Genomic DNA, 15,266 nt, shown 5'->3' with positions numbered 1-15,266 from the left:
GATCTTGATGCGATTTTGATGCCGGGCGCCGCAGTCTTTACGAAACCGAAACCGCGCTGCGCTTACGCTGCCGGCATCGCATTCCACAGGCCATGCCGCCATGCTGAAACTGCTCGTCCCCGTCGGTCACTCGCCCCGCGCGCTGGAAGCCGTGCGCCACGCCGCCTTCCTCTATCGCGAGCGCTGCGCCTCCGAAGTCGTGCTCGTCAACGTTCAGCCGCCGCTCGGCGGTTCGCGCGCCGATGCGTTCCACACCCATCGCGAACTCGACGAGATCGGCCATGCCGCCGCCGAACACGATCTGGCGGCGGCGATCATGATCCTGCGCGACGCAGGCGTGATGCATTCGATCACGATGAAGTTCGGCGCGACCGCCGACGTGATCGCGGCCTGCGCGCTCGAACACGGCTGCGACGAGATCGTCGTCACGGCGCCGCGCCGTAATCCGCTGCACGGACTCGCGCGCCTGCTCGGCCTCGGCCTGAACGACCGGCTGATGCGCCTGACGAAGCTGCCGGTGACGATGGTGCGCTGAACGCGCGGGCCCGCCATGCGCGGCCCTGGCGGGATGCGAAGAGAAGAAGCCCGGCGCGCCGGGCGGAGCCGCGCGCCGGATGGATCCGGCGGAAGGAAGGCATCGGCCAGCGCGCCGATGCGCGCGATGCGGGACCGATTGAACCGGCCGCGCTACCACGCTCGCGGCCGCAACGGCTGCAACAGCTGCAACGGCGAAACCGGCCACGCTGTCGATACCGGGCGCGCTGACCCTCGACAGCCGGCGCGACAACGACAAAACCATCATCGGCCTGACCAACGCACCCCGCTGGAAACGATTCCTCGCATCACGCGCCCGCGCTCGTCAAGGCCGCGGCCGCGCTCAGCGGTAGCGCTGCAGCTCCGGATCGGTGACCGGCTGCTCGGCCATGTTCAGGATGCCCGGCAGCGTGCTCAGCCGCGGCAGGCCGTTGAGGCCGAGCCACTTGCCGTCCTGGGTGCGGAACACCACGGTGGGCGTGCCGTCGAAGCCGAGATCCTTGAACATCGCGGCGTTCGCGTCGAGCTTCGCCTTCGCGTCGGCCGGCACCACCATCAGCGGCGGGATGCCACCCGATTCGTCCTTCTCCGAATACTTCGTCTCGAGCGTGTTGAGCAGCGCCACGCCGCCGTCGGGCGCCTTCAGCAGCGCGGCGGCCTTGCCGGCCGAATCAGGCTTCAGGAACGCGAGCGGAATCCAGTGGACCTGCAGGCCGGCCGCCTCGTAGGGCCGCAGCGCCTTCCACATCAGGTGGCAGTAGATGCAGTTCGGGTCCATGAACACGTAGAGCGTGGACTTGACCTGCGCCCCGCTCGCGCCCTCGACGATCGCCGGGGCGGCCTGCACGCGCAGCATCTGCGCGCCGGTCAGGGTGGGCGGCGGCGGCTCGGCCGCCTGGCTCGTCAGTCCGATCGTCAGGGCCGCGGCGGCCAGGGCGATGCTGATCCGTGTCTTCATGAAAACCTCGTCGTGATGCGATGGAAAACCGCGCGGGTCCGGCATGCGCCGTGCGCGGCGGCGTGGGGGCATTCTCGCCCGTTCGATCCGGGCGTGCGCGCCCGGGCCGGCTGGCCAACCCGTCCGCGCGACGATACCGGCCCGCGCGGGTCGGCCGGCTGACGATTCGATGACGGCGGCGTCAGGTTCGTCAAGTTCGTCAGGCGGCGCGGCGGGAGCCGGCAGCGGCGTGGAGATGGCCGGTCATGGCTTGTCGCGCGGCGTCACGAGGCGAAACGTCAGGTTGACGCGCTCGCCCTGCACGGCCGGCGCCTTCGCCACGCGGTGAACCCAGTCGCGCTGCGTCGCGCCGCGCATCACGAGCAGGCTGCCGTGCGTGAGCCGGTACGCCTGCACGACGCGCGTCGCCTCGTGCCGCAGATCGAACACGCGCGTCGCGCCGAGGCTGATCGAGGCGATCACCGGCGCGGCGCCCAGTTCGGGTTCGTCGTCGGTGTGCCAGCCCATGCCGTCGGCGCCCGTGCGGTAGCGATTCAGCAGCACGCTGTTGAATCGCGCGCGGCAGGTGGCCTGCGCGCGCTCGCGCAGTTCGGCCACCGCGGCCGACCACGGCGCCGGCTCGTTGCGGATGCCCGAATAGACGTAGACGGCATCGGGCTCGCCCTGCCACGCCGTGAGGCGCGGCAGCGGGATCGTGCCGCGCGGCGTGCGGATCGCGTCCTGCCGCCAGGCGACTTCCACGAGGACGCGCGCGAGCAGCGCATCGGCGTCGGCGGGCGGCAGCCAGTCGGGATACCAGTCGAGTTCGGGCGTGGGCCGGGGGTCGAACAAATCGTCCATGATCGGAAGGAATCGTCACATCCGGCTATCATCGCGGGATGGTGCCGCCGCCGCAAGGCCGCCGGGCCCGCGCCGCGCACCACATCCTGTTTTCCCGCAACCCGGGCCGCATGCCCGCCCGGGATCCCCGCGACCTCCGAGACCCGATACGCCGATGATGCTTTCCGATTCCGCCCTCGACCAACTGTTCCGCACCGCCCGCACGCACAACGCCTGGCTGCCGAAGCCGGTGGACGACGCGCTGCTGCGCCAGCTCGTCGAGTTGACCCTCTGGGGCCCGACCTCGGCGAACGCGAGCCCCGCGCGCTTCGTGTTCGTGAAGTCGCCCGAGGCCAAGGCGCGGCTCAAGCCGGCGCTCGCCGAGGGCAACCTCGAGAAAACCATGAGCGCGCCCGTCACCGTGATCATCGGCATGGACCTGGCGTTCCACGACCACCTGCCGAAGCTGTTCCCGCATGCCGACGCGCGCAGCTGGTTCGCCGGCAACGACGCCCTGATCGAGACGACCGCGTTCCGCAACGGCTCGCTGCAGGGCGCTTACCTGATCCTCGCCGCGCGCGCGCTCGGCCTCGACGCCGGCCCAATGTCGGGCTTCGACGCGGCCAAGGTGGAGGCCGAGTTCTTTACCGGCACGCAGATCAAGGCGAACTTCCTCGTCAACCTCGGCTACGGCGACGAGAAGGGCCTGTTCCCGCGCAGCCCGCGCTTTGCGTTCGACGAGGCCGCCCGCATCGAGTAAGCGGCGCGAAGGCGTGCGCGGTATCGTGCGGCGGCCGGCAAAAGGCGGTGAGGTGGTGCCGGCGAGAGTGTCGTCGACCATCGGCCGGACCGGCGTGACGATTGGCGCTGGCCGGGCCGCCGCCGAACGCGGGCATGGTCGCAGTCGCCGGGCCGGGCGGCGGCCGTCGTCGCTGCCGCCGTTTCGCGCCTCGCGGCGCGGTCCCGACACCACTTCAGATCGCGCTCGCGGCGCCACCCACGCGCCGCCGGCACCGCCGCGCCCAACCCGGCCCGACCATGCCCGCCGGTCCGGCCGGCCCCTGTCGTCGCGACGCCGCCGCGCCTGGCGCGCCGTCGTCGCTCCCTTTCCCGTTTCGCTTCCGCTGCCCCAACCATGCGACGCATTTCCGCTTTCCTGCTGCGGCTGATCACGTTCGGCGTGCTGTTCCACGTCTACGTCGGCCTGCGCCTGATTCCCGAATTCACCTCGCCCGCCGTGCGCGTCGTCGCCGTGCTGTGGCTCGTCGCGTCGTGCCTCGTGATCCCGCTCGGCATGCTCTCGCGCACCTTCGAGCGGCAGCCGCTCGGCGACCGCGTGGCCTGGATCGGCCTGCTGGAAATGGGCTTCTTCTCGTCGCTGCTGGTGCTCACGCTCGCGCGCGACGTGCTGCTCGTGGTGCTGCTGGGCATCGACGCGCTCGTGCCGCACGCGGTGCCGCTCGCCACCTGGCGCTCGGCGAGCGCCGTCGCGGTGCCGCTGCTCGCGTTCTCGGCCAGCGCGATCGGCTTCTTCAACGCGCGGCGGCTCGCGCGCGTGGTGGACGTGAACGTGCCGATCGACGGCCTGCCCGCCGCGCTCGACGGCTTCACGATCGTGCAGATCAGCGACGTGCATGTCGGCCCGACCATCAAGCGCGGCTACGTGGAGGCGATCGTCGACGCGGTGAACCGGCTCGATCCGGACCTGATCGCCGTGACGGGCGACCTGGTGGACGGCAGCGTGGCACGGCTCGCGGGCCACGCCGCGCCGCTCGGCGGCCTGCGCGCGCGGCACGGCGCGTTCATGGTGACCGGCAACCACGAGTACTACTCGGGCGCCGACGCCTGGGTCGCCGAATTCCGCCGCCTCGGCCTGACCGTGCTGATGAACGAGCACCGCACGCTCGCGCACGACGGCGCCCGCCTCGTGCTGGCCGGCGTGACCGATTATTCGGCCGGCGGCTTCGATCCCGCGCACCGCAGCGACCCGCGCGCGGCGCTGGCCGGCGCGCCGGCCGACGTGCCGCTGCGCGTGCTGCTCGCGCACCAGCCGCGCAGCGCGAACGCCGCCGCCGAGGCCGGCTTCACGCTGCAACTGTCGGGCCACACGCACGGCGGCCAGTTCTTCCCGTGGAATTTCTTCGTGCCGCTGCAGCAACCGTTCGTGGCCGGGCTCGCGCGCCTGCACGGGCTGTGGGTCTACACGAGCCGCGGCACCGGCTACTGGGGGCCGCCGAAGCGCTTCGGCGCGCCGTCGGAGATCACGCGCGTGCGGCTCGTGGCGGGAACGGCCGGCGCTTGATGCGCGCGGTGGCCGGATGCACGGCGACGGCCGACGTTCGATGTGGGCTCGCCAGGCCACGCCGCGCAGCCCGGCGGCACGGCACACGATATGCATGACGCGCAGCCCGTGCCGAGGTAACTCCGGCGTGATCGCCGCACGCTGCGCACGCGGCGCCCCTCCCGCGCGACGCCCGCCCCGCATGGTGCTTCGGGGCCGCGTCGCCAGCTCACGACGCGGCCATTCGCGCTCACGCGGCGACGGCGGCGGCGCGAATCACGCGAGCCCGACTCGGCACACGCCGTTCGCGCAACGGCCGCCCACTCGCGACGCGGCCCGCTCCCGCTCACCCCTCGCCGTGCCCCTCGCGCTCGCGCAGCGACGGCGGCAGCGCGAACCACACGAGCCCGGCGCAGATCAGGCTCAGCACGCCGATCATGTAGAGCGCCGGCGTGGTCGAGCCGGTCAGGTCGCGCACGCGGCCGACCATCACCGGACTGACAATCCCGCCCAGTTGTCCGAGCGTGTTGATCACCGCGATCCCGCCCGCCGCGCCGGCGCCCGTCACGAGCTTCGGCGGCAGTGCCCAGAACGCCGGGATCGACGCCACCACGCCCGCGCCCATCACCGCGAGCGCGATCACGAGCAGCGTGGTCTGTCGGTCGAAGAAGCCGGCCGCGAAGAAGCCGAGCGTGGCCATCATCAGCAGCGCGAACACGTACTTGCGGCGCTCGCCGCTGCGGTCCGACAGGCGCCCCACCACCACCATCGCGAGCGCGCCGGCGATGTACGGCACCGAGGTCAGCAGGCCGATCAGGGTGGGGTTGTGCGTGCCGGCCGTGCGGATCAGGTGCGGTGCCCAGAAGTTGAGCCCGTACGAGGCGATCTGGATCAGGAAATAGACGAGGCCGAGCATCAGGAAGCCGGGCGTCTTCAGCGCGCCGAGCAGCGAATGGCCGCCGGCCGGATGGCGGCCCTGCCGCGCGATCTGCGCGCCGAGCCAGGCCTTCTCGCCGGACGAGAGCCACGATGCGTCGTCGATGCGGTCCTTCAGCAGCATCAGTACCAGCAGCCCGAGCACGATGCAGGGCAGCCCGCCGAGCAGGAACAGCCAGTGCCAGCCGGGCATGCCGAGCGCGCCGTTCAGGTGGCCGAGCACGAGGCCCGCGGCCGGCGCGCCCACCAGCCCCGAGAACGCCGAGGCGAGGAACAGCAGCGAGGTGATGCGGCCGCGATGGCTCGGCGGGAACCACAGCGTCAGGTAATAGAGCACGCCCGGCGCGAAACCGGCCTCCATCGCGCCGATCGCGAAGCGCAGCCCGTAGAACTGCCATTCGGTGTGGACGAACACCATCGCGGCGGTGGCGATGCCCCACGAGATCATGATCCGCGCGATCCAGCGCCGCGCGCCCACGCGATACAGGAACAGGTTGCTCGGCACTTCGAACAGCACGTAGCCGATCACGAACAGGCTCGCGCCGAGCCCGTAGGCCGTGTCGGACAGGCCGAGGTCGCCCTGCAGCTGGAACTTCGCGAAGCTGATGTTGATGCGGTCGAAGAACGCGAACAGGTAGCAGATCATGATCAGCGGCATCAGCCGCCACGCCACCTTGCGAATCACCTGGATGCCGGTCTCGCCGCCCAGCTCGCGCTCCGGTGCGACTGCGCTGGAAATTGCCATGGTTTGTCTCCACGCCGGGCTGGCCCATGCCGCCCGGTCGAATTGATGAAGGGGTGCCGCCCGGATTCGCGATCCGGGTTTCGCGTTGGTTGCTGCTACTGCGCGTGCCGCCATCACTACCGTCGCTGCCGCTGCCCGCGCCGCCGTTGCGGATGAATCCTGCCGCTGTCCCTACCCGCTTCGCCGCGCGACGCCTCAGGCGATCCCGGCGACATGATCGGGCGCCGCGTGCAGGTCCGCGTTGCGTCCCGCCTTCGCGACCTGCCCCGGCACCTCGTGCCCGACCAGCGCCGGCAGCGTGCGCGACAGCGACAGCAGGCCCGCGAGATCGATCGTGTTCGGAATCCCCACCTCGTCGCAGAGATTGACGAGATCCTCGGTGCAGATGTTGCCCGACGCGCCGGGCGCGAACGGGCAGCCGCCGAGGCCGCCGAGCGAGGCGTCGAAGCGGCGCGCACCGGCCTCGTAAGCGGCCAGCACGTTGGCGAGGCCGAGCCCGCGCGTGTCGTGGAAATGCAGCGTCAGCGCCGCGGCCGGCACGCGTTCGAGCACGCGCGCGACGAGCCGCGCGACCTGGCGCGGATTTGCCATGCCGGTGGTGTCGGCGAGCGTGATGCCGCCGATGCCGAGTTCGCGATAGGCGCCGACGATGCCGAGCACGCGCGCCTCGTCGATGCGGCCTTCGAACGGACAGCCGAACGCGGTGGCAACGGTCGCGTTCAGCGACACGCGCTCGCCGCGCACGAGGCCGACGATATCGGCGAAGCCGGCCAGCGAGCGCTCGCAGCTCATCCGCAGGTTGGCGCGATTGTGCGTCTGGCTCGCCGACATCACGAGGTTCAGTTCGTCGGCCCGCGCGGCCAGCGCGAGTTCCGCCCCCTTCGCGTTCGGGATCAGCGCCACGTAGGTCACGCCGGGTACGCGGCGGATGCCGCGGAACACCGCGTCGCCGTCGCGCAGCGCGGGGATCGCCTTCGGCGAGACGAACGAGCCGGCCTCGATGCGCGTGAAGCCGAGCGTCGAGAGCGCGTCGATCAGCGCGATCTTGTCGGCCGTCTCCACCCATTTCGGCTCGATCTGCAGGCCGTCGCGCGGCGCGACTTCCTGCACCACCAACGTGTCGGCGGGCATGCCGCCGGGTATGTCGAGAAAGTGGCTCACCGGATCGCTCCCTGCGCGCGCAGTCGCGCGATCTCGTCGTCGCCGTAGCCGATGCCGGCCAGCACGCCGGCGGTGTGCTCGCCGAGCGCCGGCCCCTGCCATCGCACGCCGCCCGGCGTGTCGGAGAGCTTCGGCACGATGCCCGGCATGGTCACCGAGGTGCCGCCCGGCAGCGTGGCCGGGATCAGCATCTCGCGCGCGCGGTAGTGCGGATCGGCGACGATGTCGGCCACCGAGTAGATGCGGCCCGACGGCACCTCGGCCTGCTCGAGCGCGGCCAGCACGTCGTCGATCGCGTGATGCGAGGTCCAGGCGCCGATCGCCGCGTCGAGCATCGCGGTCTGCTTCACGCGGCCGTCGTTGTGCGCGAGCGCCGGATCGTCGGCCAGCTCGGGGCGGCCGATCACCTGCATGAGCCGGCGGAAGATCGGATCGCTGTTGCCGGCGATCACCACGAACGCGCCGTCCTCGGTGCGGTAGGTGTTGGACGGCGCGATGCCCGGCAGCGCGCCGCCGCTGCGCTCGCGCACGTGGCCGAGCAGGTCGTACTCGGGCACCAGGCTCTCCATCAGGTTGAACACGCTCTCGACCAGCGAGACGTCCACCACCTGCCCCTCGCCCTGCCCGGTCTTCACGCGCAGCAGCGACATCAGCGCGCCGATCACGCCGTGCAGCGAGGCCAGCGAATCGCCGAGGCTCACGCCCACGCGCGCCGGCGCGCCGTCGATCTCGCCCGTGGTGTAGCGGATCCCGCCCATCGCCTCGCCGATCGCGCCGAAGCCGGGGCGATCGCGATACGGGCCGCTCTGGCCGTAGCCCGAGATGCGCACCATCGTCAGTTTCGGATTCAGCGCGTGCAGCGCGTCCCAGCCGAGACCGAGCTTCTCCAGTGCGCCGGGGCGCAGGTTCTCGATCACCACGTCGGCTTCGGCCGCGAGGCGGCGCACCACGTCGGCGCCTTCGGCCGACTTCAGGTTCACGCAGACGGATTTCTTGTTGCGCGACTGCAGATACCACCAGAGCGAGGTGCCCTCGTGCAGCTTGCGCCACTTGCGCAGCGGGTCGCCCGTTTCGGGCGCCTCGATCTTGATGACCTCGGCGCCGAATTCGGCCATCAGGCGCGCGGCGAACGGCGCGGCGATCAGCGTGCCGATCTCGATCACGCGGATCCCTTGAAGCGGGCCACTCATGTTGCTGTCTCCGGATTGATTCGTTGATGGAGCACAGCGTAGGGTTGCCGCCCGGCGAACGTCCAACCGCATTTCGCCAACGAGCGTTCGCGAACCGCGAAGGCTCGGCGGGCGTGGGTGGGCGGCACGGCACGCGCCGTCGGCCGCCCCCGTCTACCGAATCGAATTACCGCGGCGCATCGTCGGACGCCGTGCCGGCCGCGGCGGCCTCGCGCGCCTCGATCGTGCGCAGGTGCTCGAACAGCAGCCGCCCGACCGGCGACAGCGAAGCCACGTCGCGCACCACCAGCACGAGCCGGCGCCGCGCCCAGCCGTCGTCGAGCGCGATCGCGGCGAGGCCGAGCGGGCGCCCCATCAGCTCGTAGACCTTCCTCGGCAGCACGCCCACGCCCATCCCGGCCTGCACCATCCGGCACACGGCGTCGAAGCCCGGCACGTGGATCCGCAGCCGCAGCGGCCGCCCGGCCTGGCGCGCGGCCAGATGCGTGCGCATGTTGATCGAGCTCGACACGTGCAGCCCGACGTGATCGCTGTCGAGCGTGGCCGCGAACGGCAGCCGCGCGTGCGCGGCGAGCGGATGATCGTCGCGCGCGACGATCACGAGCGTGTCGTGGCGATAGTGCTCGACGTGCAGGTCGCGCGCGTCGGCGTCTTCGGAACAGATGCCGATCTCGACCAGGCTGTCGTCCACCGCCTCGATCACGCCGCCGCTCGGCCGCTCCTCGAGGTCGAGCTTGACGCGCTCGTGCTCGGCCTGGAACGCGCGCAAGTCCTCGGGCAGGAACTCGACGATGCCCGACAGGTTCGACGACATCCGCACGTAGCCGCGCACGCCGCTCGCATAGCCGGCCAGCTCGGCGCCGATGTTCTCGATGTCGCGCATCACGCGGCGCGCGTGGTGCAGCAGCGTTTCGCCGGCCGGCGTCAGCGTCATGCCGCGCGCGTTGCGCTGGAACAGCGCCGCGCCCACCACCTGCTCCAGTTCGAGCAGGCGCTTGCTGGCCGCCGAGACCGCGATCGCCTCGCGTTCGGCCGCGCGCGTGAGCGTGCCTTCCTCGTGGACCGCGAGGAACAGTTGCAGCGTGGTCAGATCGAGACGCCGCAGGAGGGTCTTGAGCAGCATGGGGCGGTTCGGATTCCGATGCGGATGCGGGGTTCGTGCCGTGAGCGATGGCGTATTGTGCCGGCATTGCGGCGCGCGCGGGCGAGGTGGCGCCGGGGCGCCCGGGGATCGGCGCGGCCCGATCCGATACGAAGCGGCGTGCGCCGGCACGAAGCCTCGCGGGCCACGGCCGTGTGGTGGACGCCCGCGGACGTCCCGCCGCCGGCGAGCGGCATGCACTGGCGCCAGCGAGGCTCCACGGCCCGCGGCCGCAAACGGCAACGCCGCCGGGCAGCGGCAGCGCGCCTGTCGATCCGGTCCGGCGGCCGCACGGATCCAGTGCGGCGGCGGCCTGGTTTCGCCGACCGGAAGGCGCTCCGGGGCGCCCCGCTGCGTCGTTGACAGCCAGTCTGCGCTTGGACACAATCTCCACCAGCTGTTTTCGCGCAGCAGCGCGTGAGATCCATGCGCACGTTGCCTCCGCCGCCGGCCGAACCACCGCGCCGGCACGGTACGAAGCGGCCCGCCGGCCGCGGCGGCACGCCCGCCTCCCTCCGCGCGAACCGGGCCGCGCTCCCGACCTCAGGCCACCCCTGATGCCTCACCCCGGCCGGATACGCCGACCGGATCGCCATCCCCGAATACATAGGTATCCCAAGTGTCGTGTCTCGCCAGTTGCTCGCCCCGCCCCCGGAAACGACACCGGAACGACTCATGAGCCGTGAACACATTTCACATGCATTGCGGGATCTGCTGCCGCGGCTGTGGATTTTTTCGCTGCGGGTGGCCGGCAATCCCGGCGATGCCGAAGCCCTGCTGCGCCTCGCCTGTCCGCGCGTATTCGCGGCGCCGGCCCGGCTCGGGCCGCGCACCTCGCTGCCGGGCTGGTTCTTCTCGGTGGTCTGCCGCGTCTGGCTCGACCAGGCACGCAGCCAGACGCCGGCGCGCGGCCGGGCGCCGTCCGCCCCTGCCGCGTCGCGCGACCACGCGCCGGAGCATGCGGACGTGGTCGATGCCGTCACCTGCCTGGTGGGGCCGCCGCGGCTCGCGTTCATGCTGGTCACGCTCGAAGGTTTCTCGTATGCGGAAGCCGCGGAAATCCTCGGCGTGCCGGTGGATCGCGTGAAGCGCGACCTGTTGCAGGCGCGTCTGGCGATCGGCGCGTGCGTCTCCCACCCCGGCGCCGGCCCACGGCCCGGCTCCTGACGCCCCATCCTCCGGACACCCCGCCGGTATCGGCGAAGCCATTTGGCGGGGCCGCTGCGCCACCGCAACCGGCGCGGCGGCGGCAGGTCGGCGGCACGCACCGCCCCGCCGCCGGGCCTGCTAGAATCGCGGCGATCCATTTCCCCAAAGGCTTCTCCGTGGACAGTTGTCGCGACAGGCTCGCGCACCGCTGCGCCTGAACGTCCGCCGCCTGCCGGGGCCGGCCCGCGCCGTGCCCGCCGCCGCGTTCGTTCACGCGGCGTGCGCCCTCTGCATTTTCATATTCCGGTTGCCGGGTACGCGCTATCGTAGCGGATCGCGCGCCGCGCGCGCACCGGGTACGCGGCCACGATCGCGCGCCACGCGGCGCCCCTTGCCAGGCATCCCACAACCCATGACCGTCGAATTCCTCCTCCGCCTCCTGACCGCGTTCTGCTGCGGCGTCGCGATCGGCATCGAGCGCCAGATGCGCCAGCGCACCGCCGGCCTGCGCACCATCACGCTCGTCACCTGCGGCGCGTGCCTGTTCGTCACGCTCGGCGTGCTGACCGGCAACGGCGTGACCGGCGTCACGCAGATCGCCGCCTACGTGGTGTCGGGCGTCGGCTTCCTGGGCGGCGGCGTGATCATGCGCGAGAAAGGCGCGATCCAGGGCATCAACACGGCGGCCACGCTCTGGTGCTCGGCGGCGGTCGGCGTGCTGTCGGGCAGCGGCCACTATTTGCCGGCGCTGGCCGGCACCGCGGTCGTGCTGCTCGTCAACACGCTGCTGCGCTCGCTGAGCCACGCGATCAACGCCACGCCCGTGTCGAACGCCGACCTGGTGCGCGAATACCAGATCACCGTGATCTGCCTCGCCTCGGAGGAAGTCCACGTGCGCACGCTGCTGTCGAACTCGATGTACGCGAAACCGCTGTCATTCCAGAGCCTGACGAGCGAGGACGTCGAGGGCGACGCGCCGCCCGAGCGGATCAAGGTCACCGCCACGCTGAAGCTGCATCCGAAGGACCAGCCTAAGCTCGAGCAGATCGCGAGCCGGATGAGCATGGAGAAGAGCATCTCCAGCGTGAGCTGGACGGCGAAGGAAGCCGAGCCGCTGATGGAATGACAGGCCCATGAAAAACGCGCCGGCCGGGCCGTGAAGCCCGCGCCGGCGCGTCGTCGCCAACCGGATGAACCGGATCGAACCGGGCCGCCTACGGCGTCTGGATCAACCCCATGCCGATCGCCTTCACGACCGCCTGCACCTTGTTGGTCGCGCCGAGCTTGGCGAGGATGTTGTTGACGTGGAACGTCACGGTGCGCTCGGAGATGTTGAGCAGATCGCCGATCTCGCTGGCCGTGCGGCCTTCGCTGGTCCAGCTCAGCACCTCGCGTTCGCGCCTGGTCAGCGTGATGCTCGCGGCCGGCGACAGCTTCGGCACGAGGAACTTGCCCATCAGCGAATGCGAGAGATTGGCGAGCCAGTTGGCCTGCAGCGTCAGGCTGTTGATTTCGGCCGGCGTGAGGCGGTCCGAGCGCCGCGCGATGGTCAGCAATCCGAACACGCCGCGCGCGGCCCAGCTCGACTGCGCGACGCCCACCGACATGCCGAAGTCGCGCGCGTCGCGCCATAGCGAGGGCTCCTCCGCCGTGTCGACGTCGGGCCAGATGATCATGTTCGGGCTCGCGGCGCCGTCGCGCACGGTCGGATCGATCTCGATGTAGTTGCGCGCCTGATAGTGCGCCATCCAGCCCGGCGGATAGGTGTCGAAGATCTCGACCACGGGCTGCGATCCCGGCTGCGGTACGCGGATTCCATAACAGCAGTACTCGAAGCCGAGCCGCTTCGAGTACGCGGAAATCTGCTGAAAGAGCTGCTGCTCGTTTTCCGCCGCGTTGAACTGGTGGTAGGCATCCTGCCAGCGTAGTTCCATCATCTCTCCAACAGCTCCCACGCTGTCATTCTTGCTAGGTTACATCAGGCACACGGGCTTGATACATTGCCGCGCATGACTCCGCCCCTGCTTCATCCCTACTGCTCGCCGTCCCCGGACGGGTACGTGCGCCTGCCCCTGCACGCGTTCGCAGGGCTCGAACTCGTGCATATCGCTTCGGGGCTCGACCCCGGACTCGCCGACGAACTGCGCGGCGACGGCCTCGTTCCCGACCTTGCCGGCTTCACCGAATGGCAGCGCCCGGCCTCGCCCGGATTCGCACACCTGACCGTCGGCTGGGACTGGTATCTCGAACCCGACTCGGGCTGCTTCCGGATCGCCTGGGACGACGTGCGCAGCAACCTGATGGGCGTCGACCGCTTCGGCACCGACATCGGCATGCATGCCACCGCCAGCGCGCTCGCCTGCCGGCTCGCCACGCTCGACTGGGCGATCGCGGTGACCCGGGCGCTGGCGAGCGGCCCCCCGCCGCAACCGATCGTGGCCGACAAGCGCTGGTCGCACTGACTTCGCGCAGGCCTCCGCACTCGATCCGGCCCCCACTCATTAAACGGCGGCGGCGTTTAAGCAGACCGTGTCTTCGGCATTGTCGGTTCAACCGGCCCGGGATTGCAATCTCGTAATTGAATCACAGAGGTCGCGCAAACCTTTGCGTGCCGTTTTTGCCCTGTCAAGGTTGCTAGGAATCGGGACCGAATCCCTGTCAGGATTAACAGTTACCTGTCCTCGGGGCGCACGTTGTAATGCGCCCATTCCAAACGGAATTACCACGAGGACACCATGCAGACTTCCGTTCACGAGGCAGGCCGCCTTCCCTCCCATATCGCCGCCGATCTGGGCTCCTATCGTTACCGCGTGTTCGTCGAGCAGCTCGGCTGGAAGCTGCCGTCGGAAGACGAAAAATTCGAGCGCGATCAATATGATCGCGACGATACGGTGTACGTGCTGGGACGCGATGCGAACGGGGAAATTTGCGGCTGCGCGCGGCTGCTGCCGACCACCCGCCCCTACCTGTTGCAGGAAGTGTTCCCGCACCTGCTGGCCGAGGACAATCCGGCCCCGCGCTCGACCGACGTGTGGGAGCTGTCGCGCTTCGCCGCGACCCCCGAGGAAGGCGCCGAGGCGAGCAGCCTGGCGTGGTCGGTCCGGCCGATGCTGGCCGCGGCGGTGGAGTGCGCGGCACGGCGCGGGGCGCGCCAGCTGATCGGGGTCACGTTCTGCAGCATCGAGCGGCTGTTCCGCCGGATCGGCGTGCATGCCCACCGGGCTGGGGCACCGGAGTCGATCGACGGGCGCATGGTGGTGGCGTGCTGGATCGACATCGACGCGCAGACGCTGGCCGCGCTCGACCTCGACCCGGCGCTCTGCGCGTCGCAACCCGAGGCGGCCTGAGGTTGCACGGGCGGCGCCGGGCTGGCCACCCGCCGCGCTCGCGCCCGGTTCGCGACGTTCGTGATGCGATCAGCGCAGCGCCGGCAGCATCAGGTCGAGATTCTGCACGGCCGCGCCGGACGCGCCCTTGCCGAGATTGTCGAACACCGCGGTCAGCAGCACCTGGCCGTATTCGTCGTTGACGAACACGCCGAACTCGATGTCGTTGGTGCCGTTCAGCGCCTGCGGGTCCAGTTGCGCGATCTCGCGGCTCGCCGCGAGCGGCAGCATGCGCGCATGACGCGCCCCCTCGTAATGGTGCGCGAGGCACGCATGCAGCCGCGCGCCGTCGACGCCGGCCGGCAGCAGCCGCGTCTCGAGCGGCACGCTCAGCACGATGCCCTGCCGATACCCGCCATAGGCCGGCACGAACAGCGGCCGGTGCGCGAGCCCGGCATGCGCGCGGATCTCGGGCGGATGCTTGTGCGCGAGGCCGAGCCCGTAGAGGCGAAACGCCGGCGCCGCGCCGTCGGGCGCCTCGTGGGCCTCCACCGCCGCGCGGCCGCCGCCCGAATAACCGGACACCGCGTGGATCGCAACCGGATAGTCCGCCGGCAGCAACCCGTGCTCGATCAGCGGGCGCAACAGCCCGATCGCGCCGGTCGGGTAGCAGCCCGGATTGGTCACGCGGCGCGCGTCGGCGATCCGCGCCGGCTGTCCCTGCGTCATTTCCGGAAAGCCGTAGACCCAGGCCGGATCGGTGCGGTGCGCCGAACTGGCGTCGATCACGCGCACCGCGGGATTGCGGATGAAGCCGACCGCCTCGCGCGCGGCCGCGTCGGGCAGGCAGAGGATCGCGACGTCGCACGCGTTGATCGCCTCCGCGCGCCGCGCGGGGTCCTTGCGCTCGTCCGCGGCCAGCGTCGCGAGCCGCAGATCGGTCCGGCCGCGCAGCCGTTCGTGGATCTGCAGGCCGGTCGTGCCCTGATCGCCGTCAATGAATACGATGGGTTCGCTCATGTTCGT

General features: G+C 70.8%; 15 protein-coding genes. 7 read left to right on the top strand and 8 right to left on the bottom strand.

All coding sequences use genetic code 11. The features are described from left to right. Nucleotides 1–100: 100 nt before the first annotated feature. Nucleotides 101–535, top strand: coding sequence for a universal stress protein (locus bpln_RS23205; protein WP_042627604.1), 435 nt, complete (start codon nucleotides 101–103; stop codon nucleotides 533–535). Between the two features lie 342 nt (nucleotides 536–877). Here the strand turns inward: bpln_RS23205 and bpln_RS23200 are convergent, their stop codons facing one another. Further along, the gene (locus bpln_RS23200) at nucleotides 878–1,492 is read right to left on the bottom strand and encodes a thioredoxin fold domain-containing protein (RefSeq protein ID WP_226993767.1); all 615 of its coding nucleotides are present in this window, start codon (nucleotides 1,490–1,492) and stop codon (nucleotides 878–880) included. 243 nt (nucleotides 1,493–1,735) lie between these two features. Beyond that, complete coding sequence (locus tag bpln_RS23195; protein WP_042627602.1) at nucleotides 1,736–2,332, bottom strand: alpha-ketoglutarate-dependent dioxygenase AlkB family protein; 597 nt, start codon at nucleotides 2,330–2,332, stop codon at nucleotides 1,736–1,738. 154 nt (nucleotides 2,333–2,486) lie between these two features. Here bpln_RS23195 and bpln_RS23190 point away from each other — a divergent pair, with 154 nt between their 5' ends. Next, nucleotides 2,487–3,071, top strand: a complete 585-nt coding sequence (locus bpln_RS23190; protein ID WP_055140125.1) for a malonic semialdehyde reductase — start codon at nucleotides 2,487–2,489, stop codon at nucleotides 3,069–3,071. Nucleotides 3,072–3,446: 375 nt separating this feature from the next. After that, the gene (locus bpln_RS23185; RefSeq protein ID WP_055140124.1) at nucleotides 3,447–4,613 is read left to right on the top strand and encodes a metallophosphoesterase; all 1,167 of its coding nucleotides are present in this window, start codon (nucleotides 3,447–3,449) and stop codon (nucleotides 4,611–4,613) included. Between the two features lie 325 nt (nucleotides 4,614–4,938). Here bpln_RS23185 and bpln_RS23180 read toward each other — a convergent pair whose 3' ends face one another. The 4 genes from bpln_RS23180 to bpln_RS23165 form a co-directional block, all read right to left on the bottom strand. Continuing rightward, nucleotides 4,939–6,273, bottom strand: a complete 1,335-nt coding sequence (locus tag bpln_RS23180) for an MFS transporter (protein WP_055140123.1) — start codon at nucleotides 6,271–6,273, stop codon at nucleotides 4,939–4,941. A gap of 195 nt (nucleotides 6,274–6,468) precedes the next feature. After that, nucleotides 6,469–7,404: a hydroxymethylglutaryl-CoA lyase gene (locus bpln_RS23175; RefSeq protein ID WP_055140122.1), complete on the bottom strand. Its 936-nt coding sequence runs from the start codon at nucleotides 7,402–7,404 to the stop codon at nucleotides 6,469–6,471. Nucleotides 7,405–7,430: 26 nt separating this feature from the next. After that, nucleotides 7,431–8,624: a CaiB/BaiF CoA transferase family protein gene (locus tag bpln_RS23170; RefSeq protein ID WP_042627597.1), complete on the bottom strand. Its 1,194-nt coding sequence runs from the start codon at nucleotides 8,622–8,624 to the stop codon at nucleotides 7,431–7,433. A 166-nt stretch (nucleotides 8,625–8,790) separates the two neighbouring features. Next, nucleotides 8,791–9,747: a LysR family transcriptional regulator gene (locus bpln_RS23165; protein ID WP_055140121.1), complete on the bottom strand. Its 957-nt coding sequence runs from the start codon at nucleotides 9,745–9,747 to the stop codon at nucleotides 8,791–8,793. Between the two features lie 693 nt (nucleotides 9,748–10,440). On the opposite strand from bpln_RS23165, the gene bpln_RS23160 reads away from it, so the two are divergent. Both bpln_RS23160 and bpln_RS23155 read left to right on the top strand, forming a co-directional pair. Further along, the gene (locus bpln_RS23160) at nucleotides 10,441–10,932 is read left to right on the top strand and encodes an RNA polymerase sigma factor (RefSeq protein WP_055140120.1); all 492 of its coding nucleotides are present in this window, start codon (nucleotides 10,441–10,443) and stop codon (nucleotides 10,930–10,932) included. Between the two features lie 394 nt (nucleotides 10,933–11,326). After that, nucleotides 11,327–12,040, top strand: a complete 714-nt coding sequence (locus bpln_RS23155; protein WP_042627594.1) for an MgtC/SapB family protein — start codon at nucleotides 11,327–11,329, stop codon at nucleotides 12,038–12,040. 88 nt (nucleotides 12,041–12,128) lie between these two features. On the opposite strand, the gene bpln_RS23150 is transcribed toward bpln_RS23155, so the two are convergent. Continuing rightward, nucleotides 12,129–12,848, bottom strand: a complete 720-nt coding sequence (locus tag bpln_RS23150; RefSeq protein ID WP_042629348.1) for an autoinducer binding domain-containing protein — start codon at nucleotides 12,846–12,848, stop codon at nucleotides 12,129–12,131. Nucleotides 12,849–12,923: 75 nt separating this feature from the next. Here bpln_RS23150 and bpln_RS23145 point away from each other — a divergent pair, with 75 nt between their 5' ends. Beyond that, nucleotides 12,924–13,376 (top strand): DUF4902 domain-containing protein, encoded by a 453-nt coding sequence (locus bpln_RS23145; protein ID WP_042627593.1) that lies wholly within the window; start codon nucleotides 12,924–12,926, stop codon nucleotides 13,374–13,376. A 273-nt stretch (nucleotides 13,377–13,649) separates the two neighbouring features. Continuing rightward, on the top strand, nucleotides 13,650–14,261 hold the full coding sequence (locus bpln_RS23140) for an acyl-homoserine-lactone synthase (RefSeq protein ID WP_055140119.1): 612 nt from the start codon (nucleotides 13,650–13,652) through the stop codon (nucleotides 14,259–14,261). A 69-nt stretch (nucleotides 14,262–14,330) separates the two neighbouring features. On the opposite strand, the gene argC is transcribed toward bpln_RS23140, so the two are convergent. After that, nucleotides 14,331–15,260, bottom strand: a complete 930-nt coding sequence (gene argC / locus bpln_RS23135; RefSeq protein WP_055140118.1) for an N-acetyl-gamma-glutamyl-phosphate reductase — start codon at nucleotides 15,258–15,260, stop codon at nucleotides 14,331–14,333. Nucleotides 15,261–15,266: the final 6 nt, after the last annotated feature.

It is taken from the genome of Burkholderia plantarii (genome assembly GCF_001411805.1).
Lineage (GTDB): Bacteria > Pseudomonadota > Gammaproteobacteria > Burkholderiales > Burkholderiaceae > Burkholderia > Burkholderia plantarii.
The sequence above is the reverse complement of the archived record's forward strand: the minus strand, read 5'-3'. Positions and strand labels throughout refer to the sequence as shown.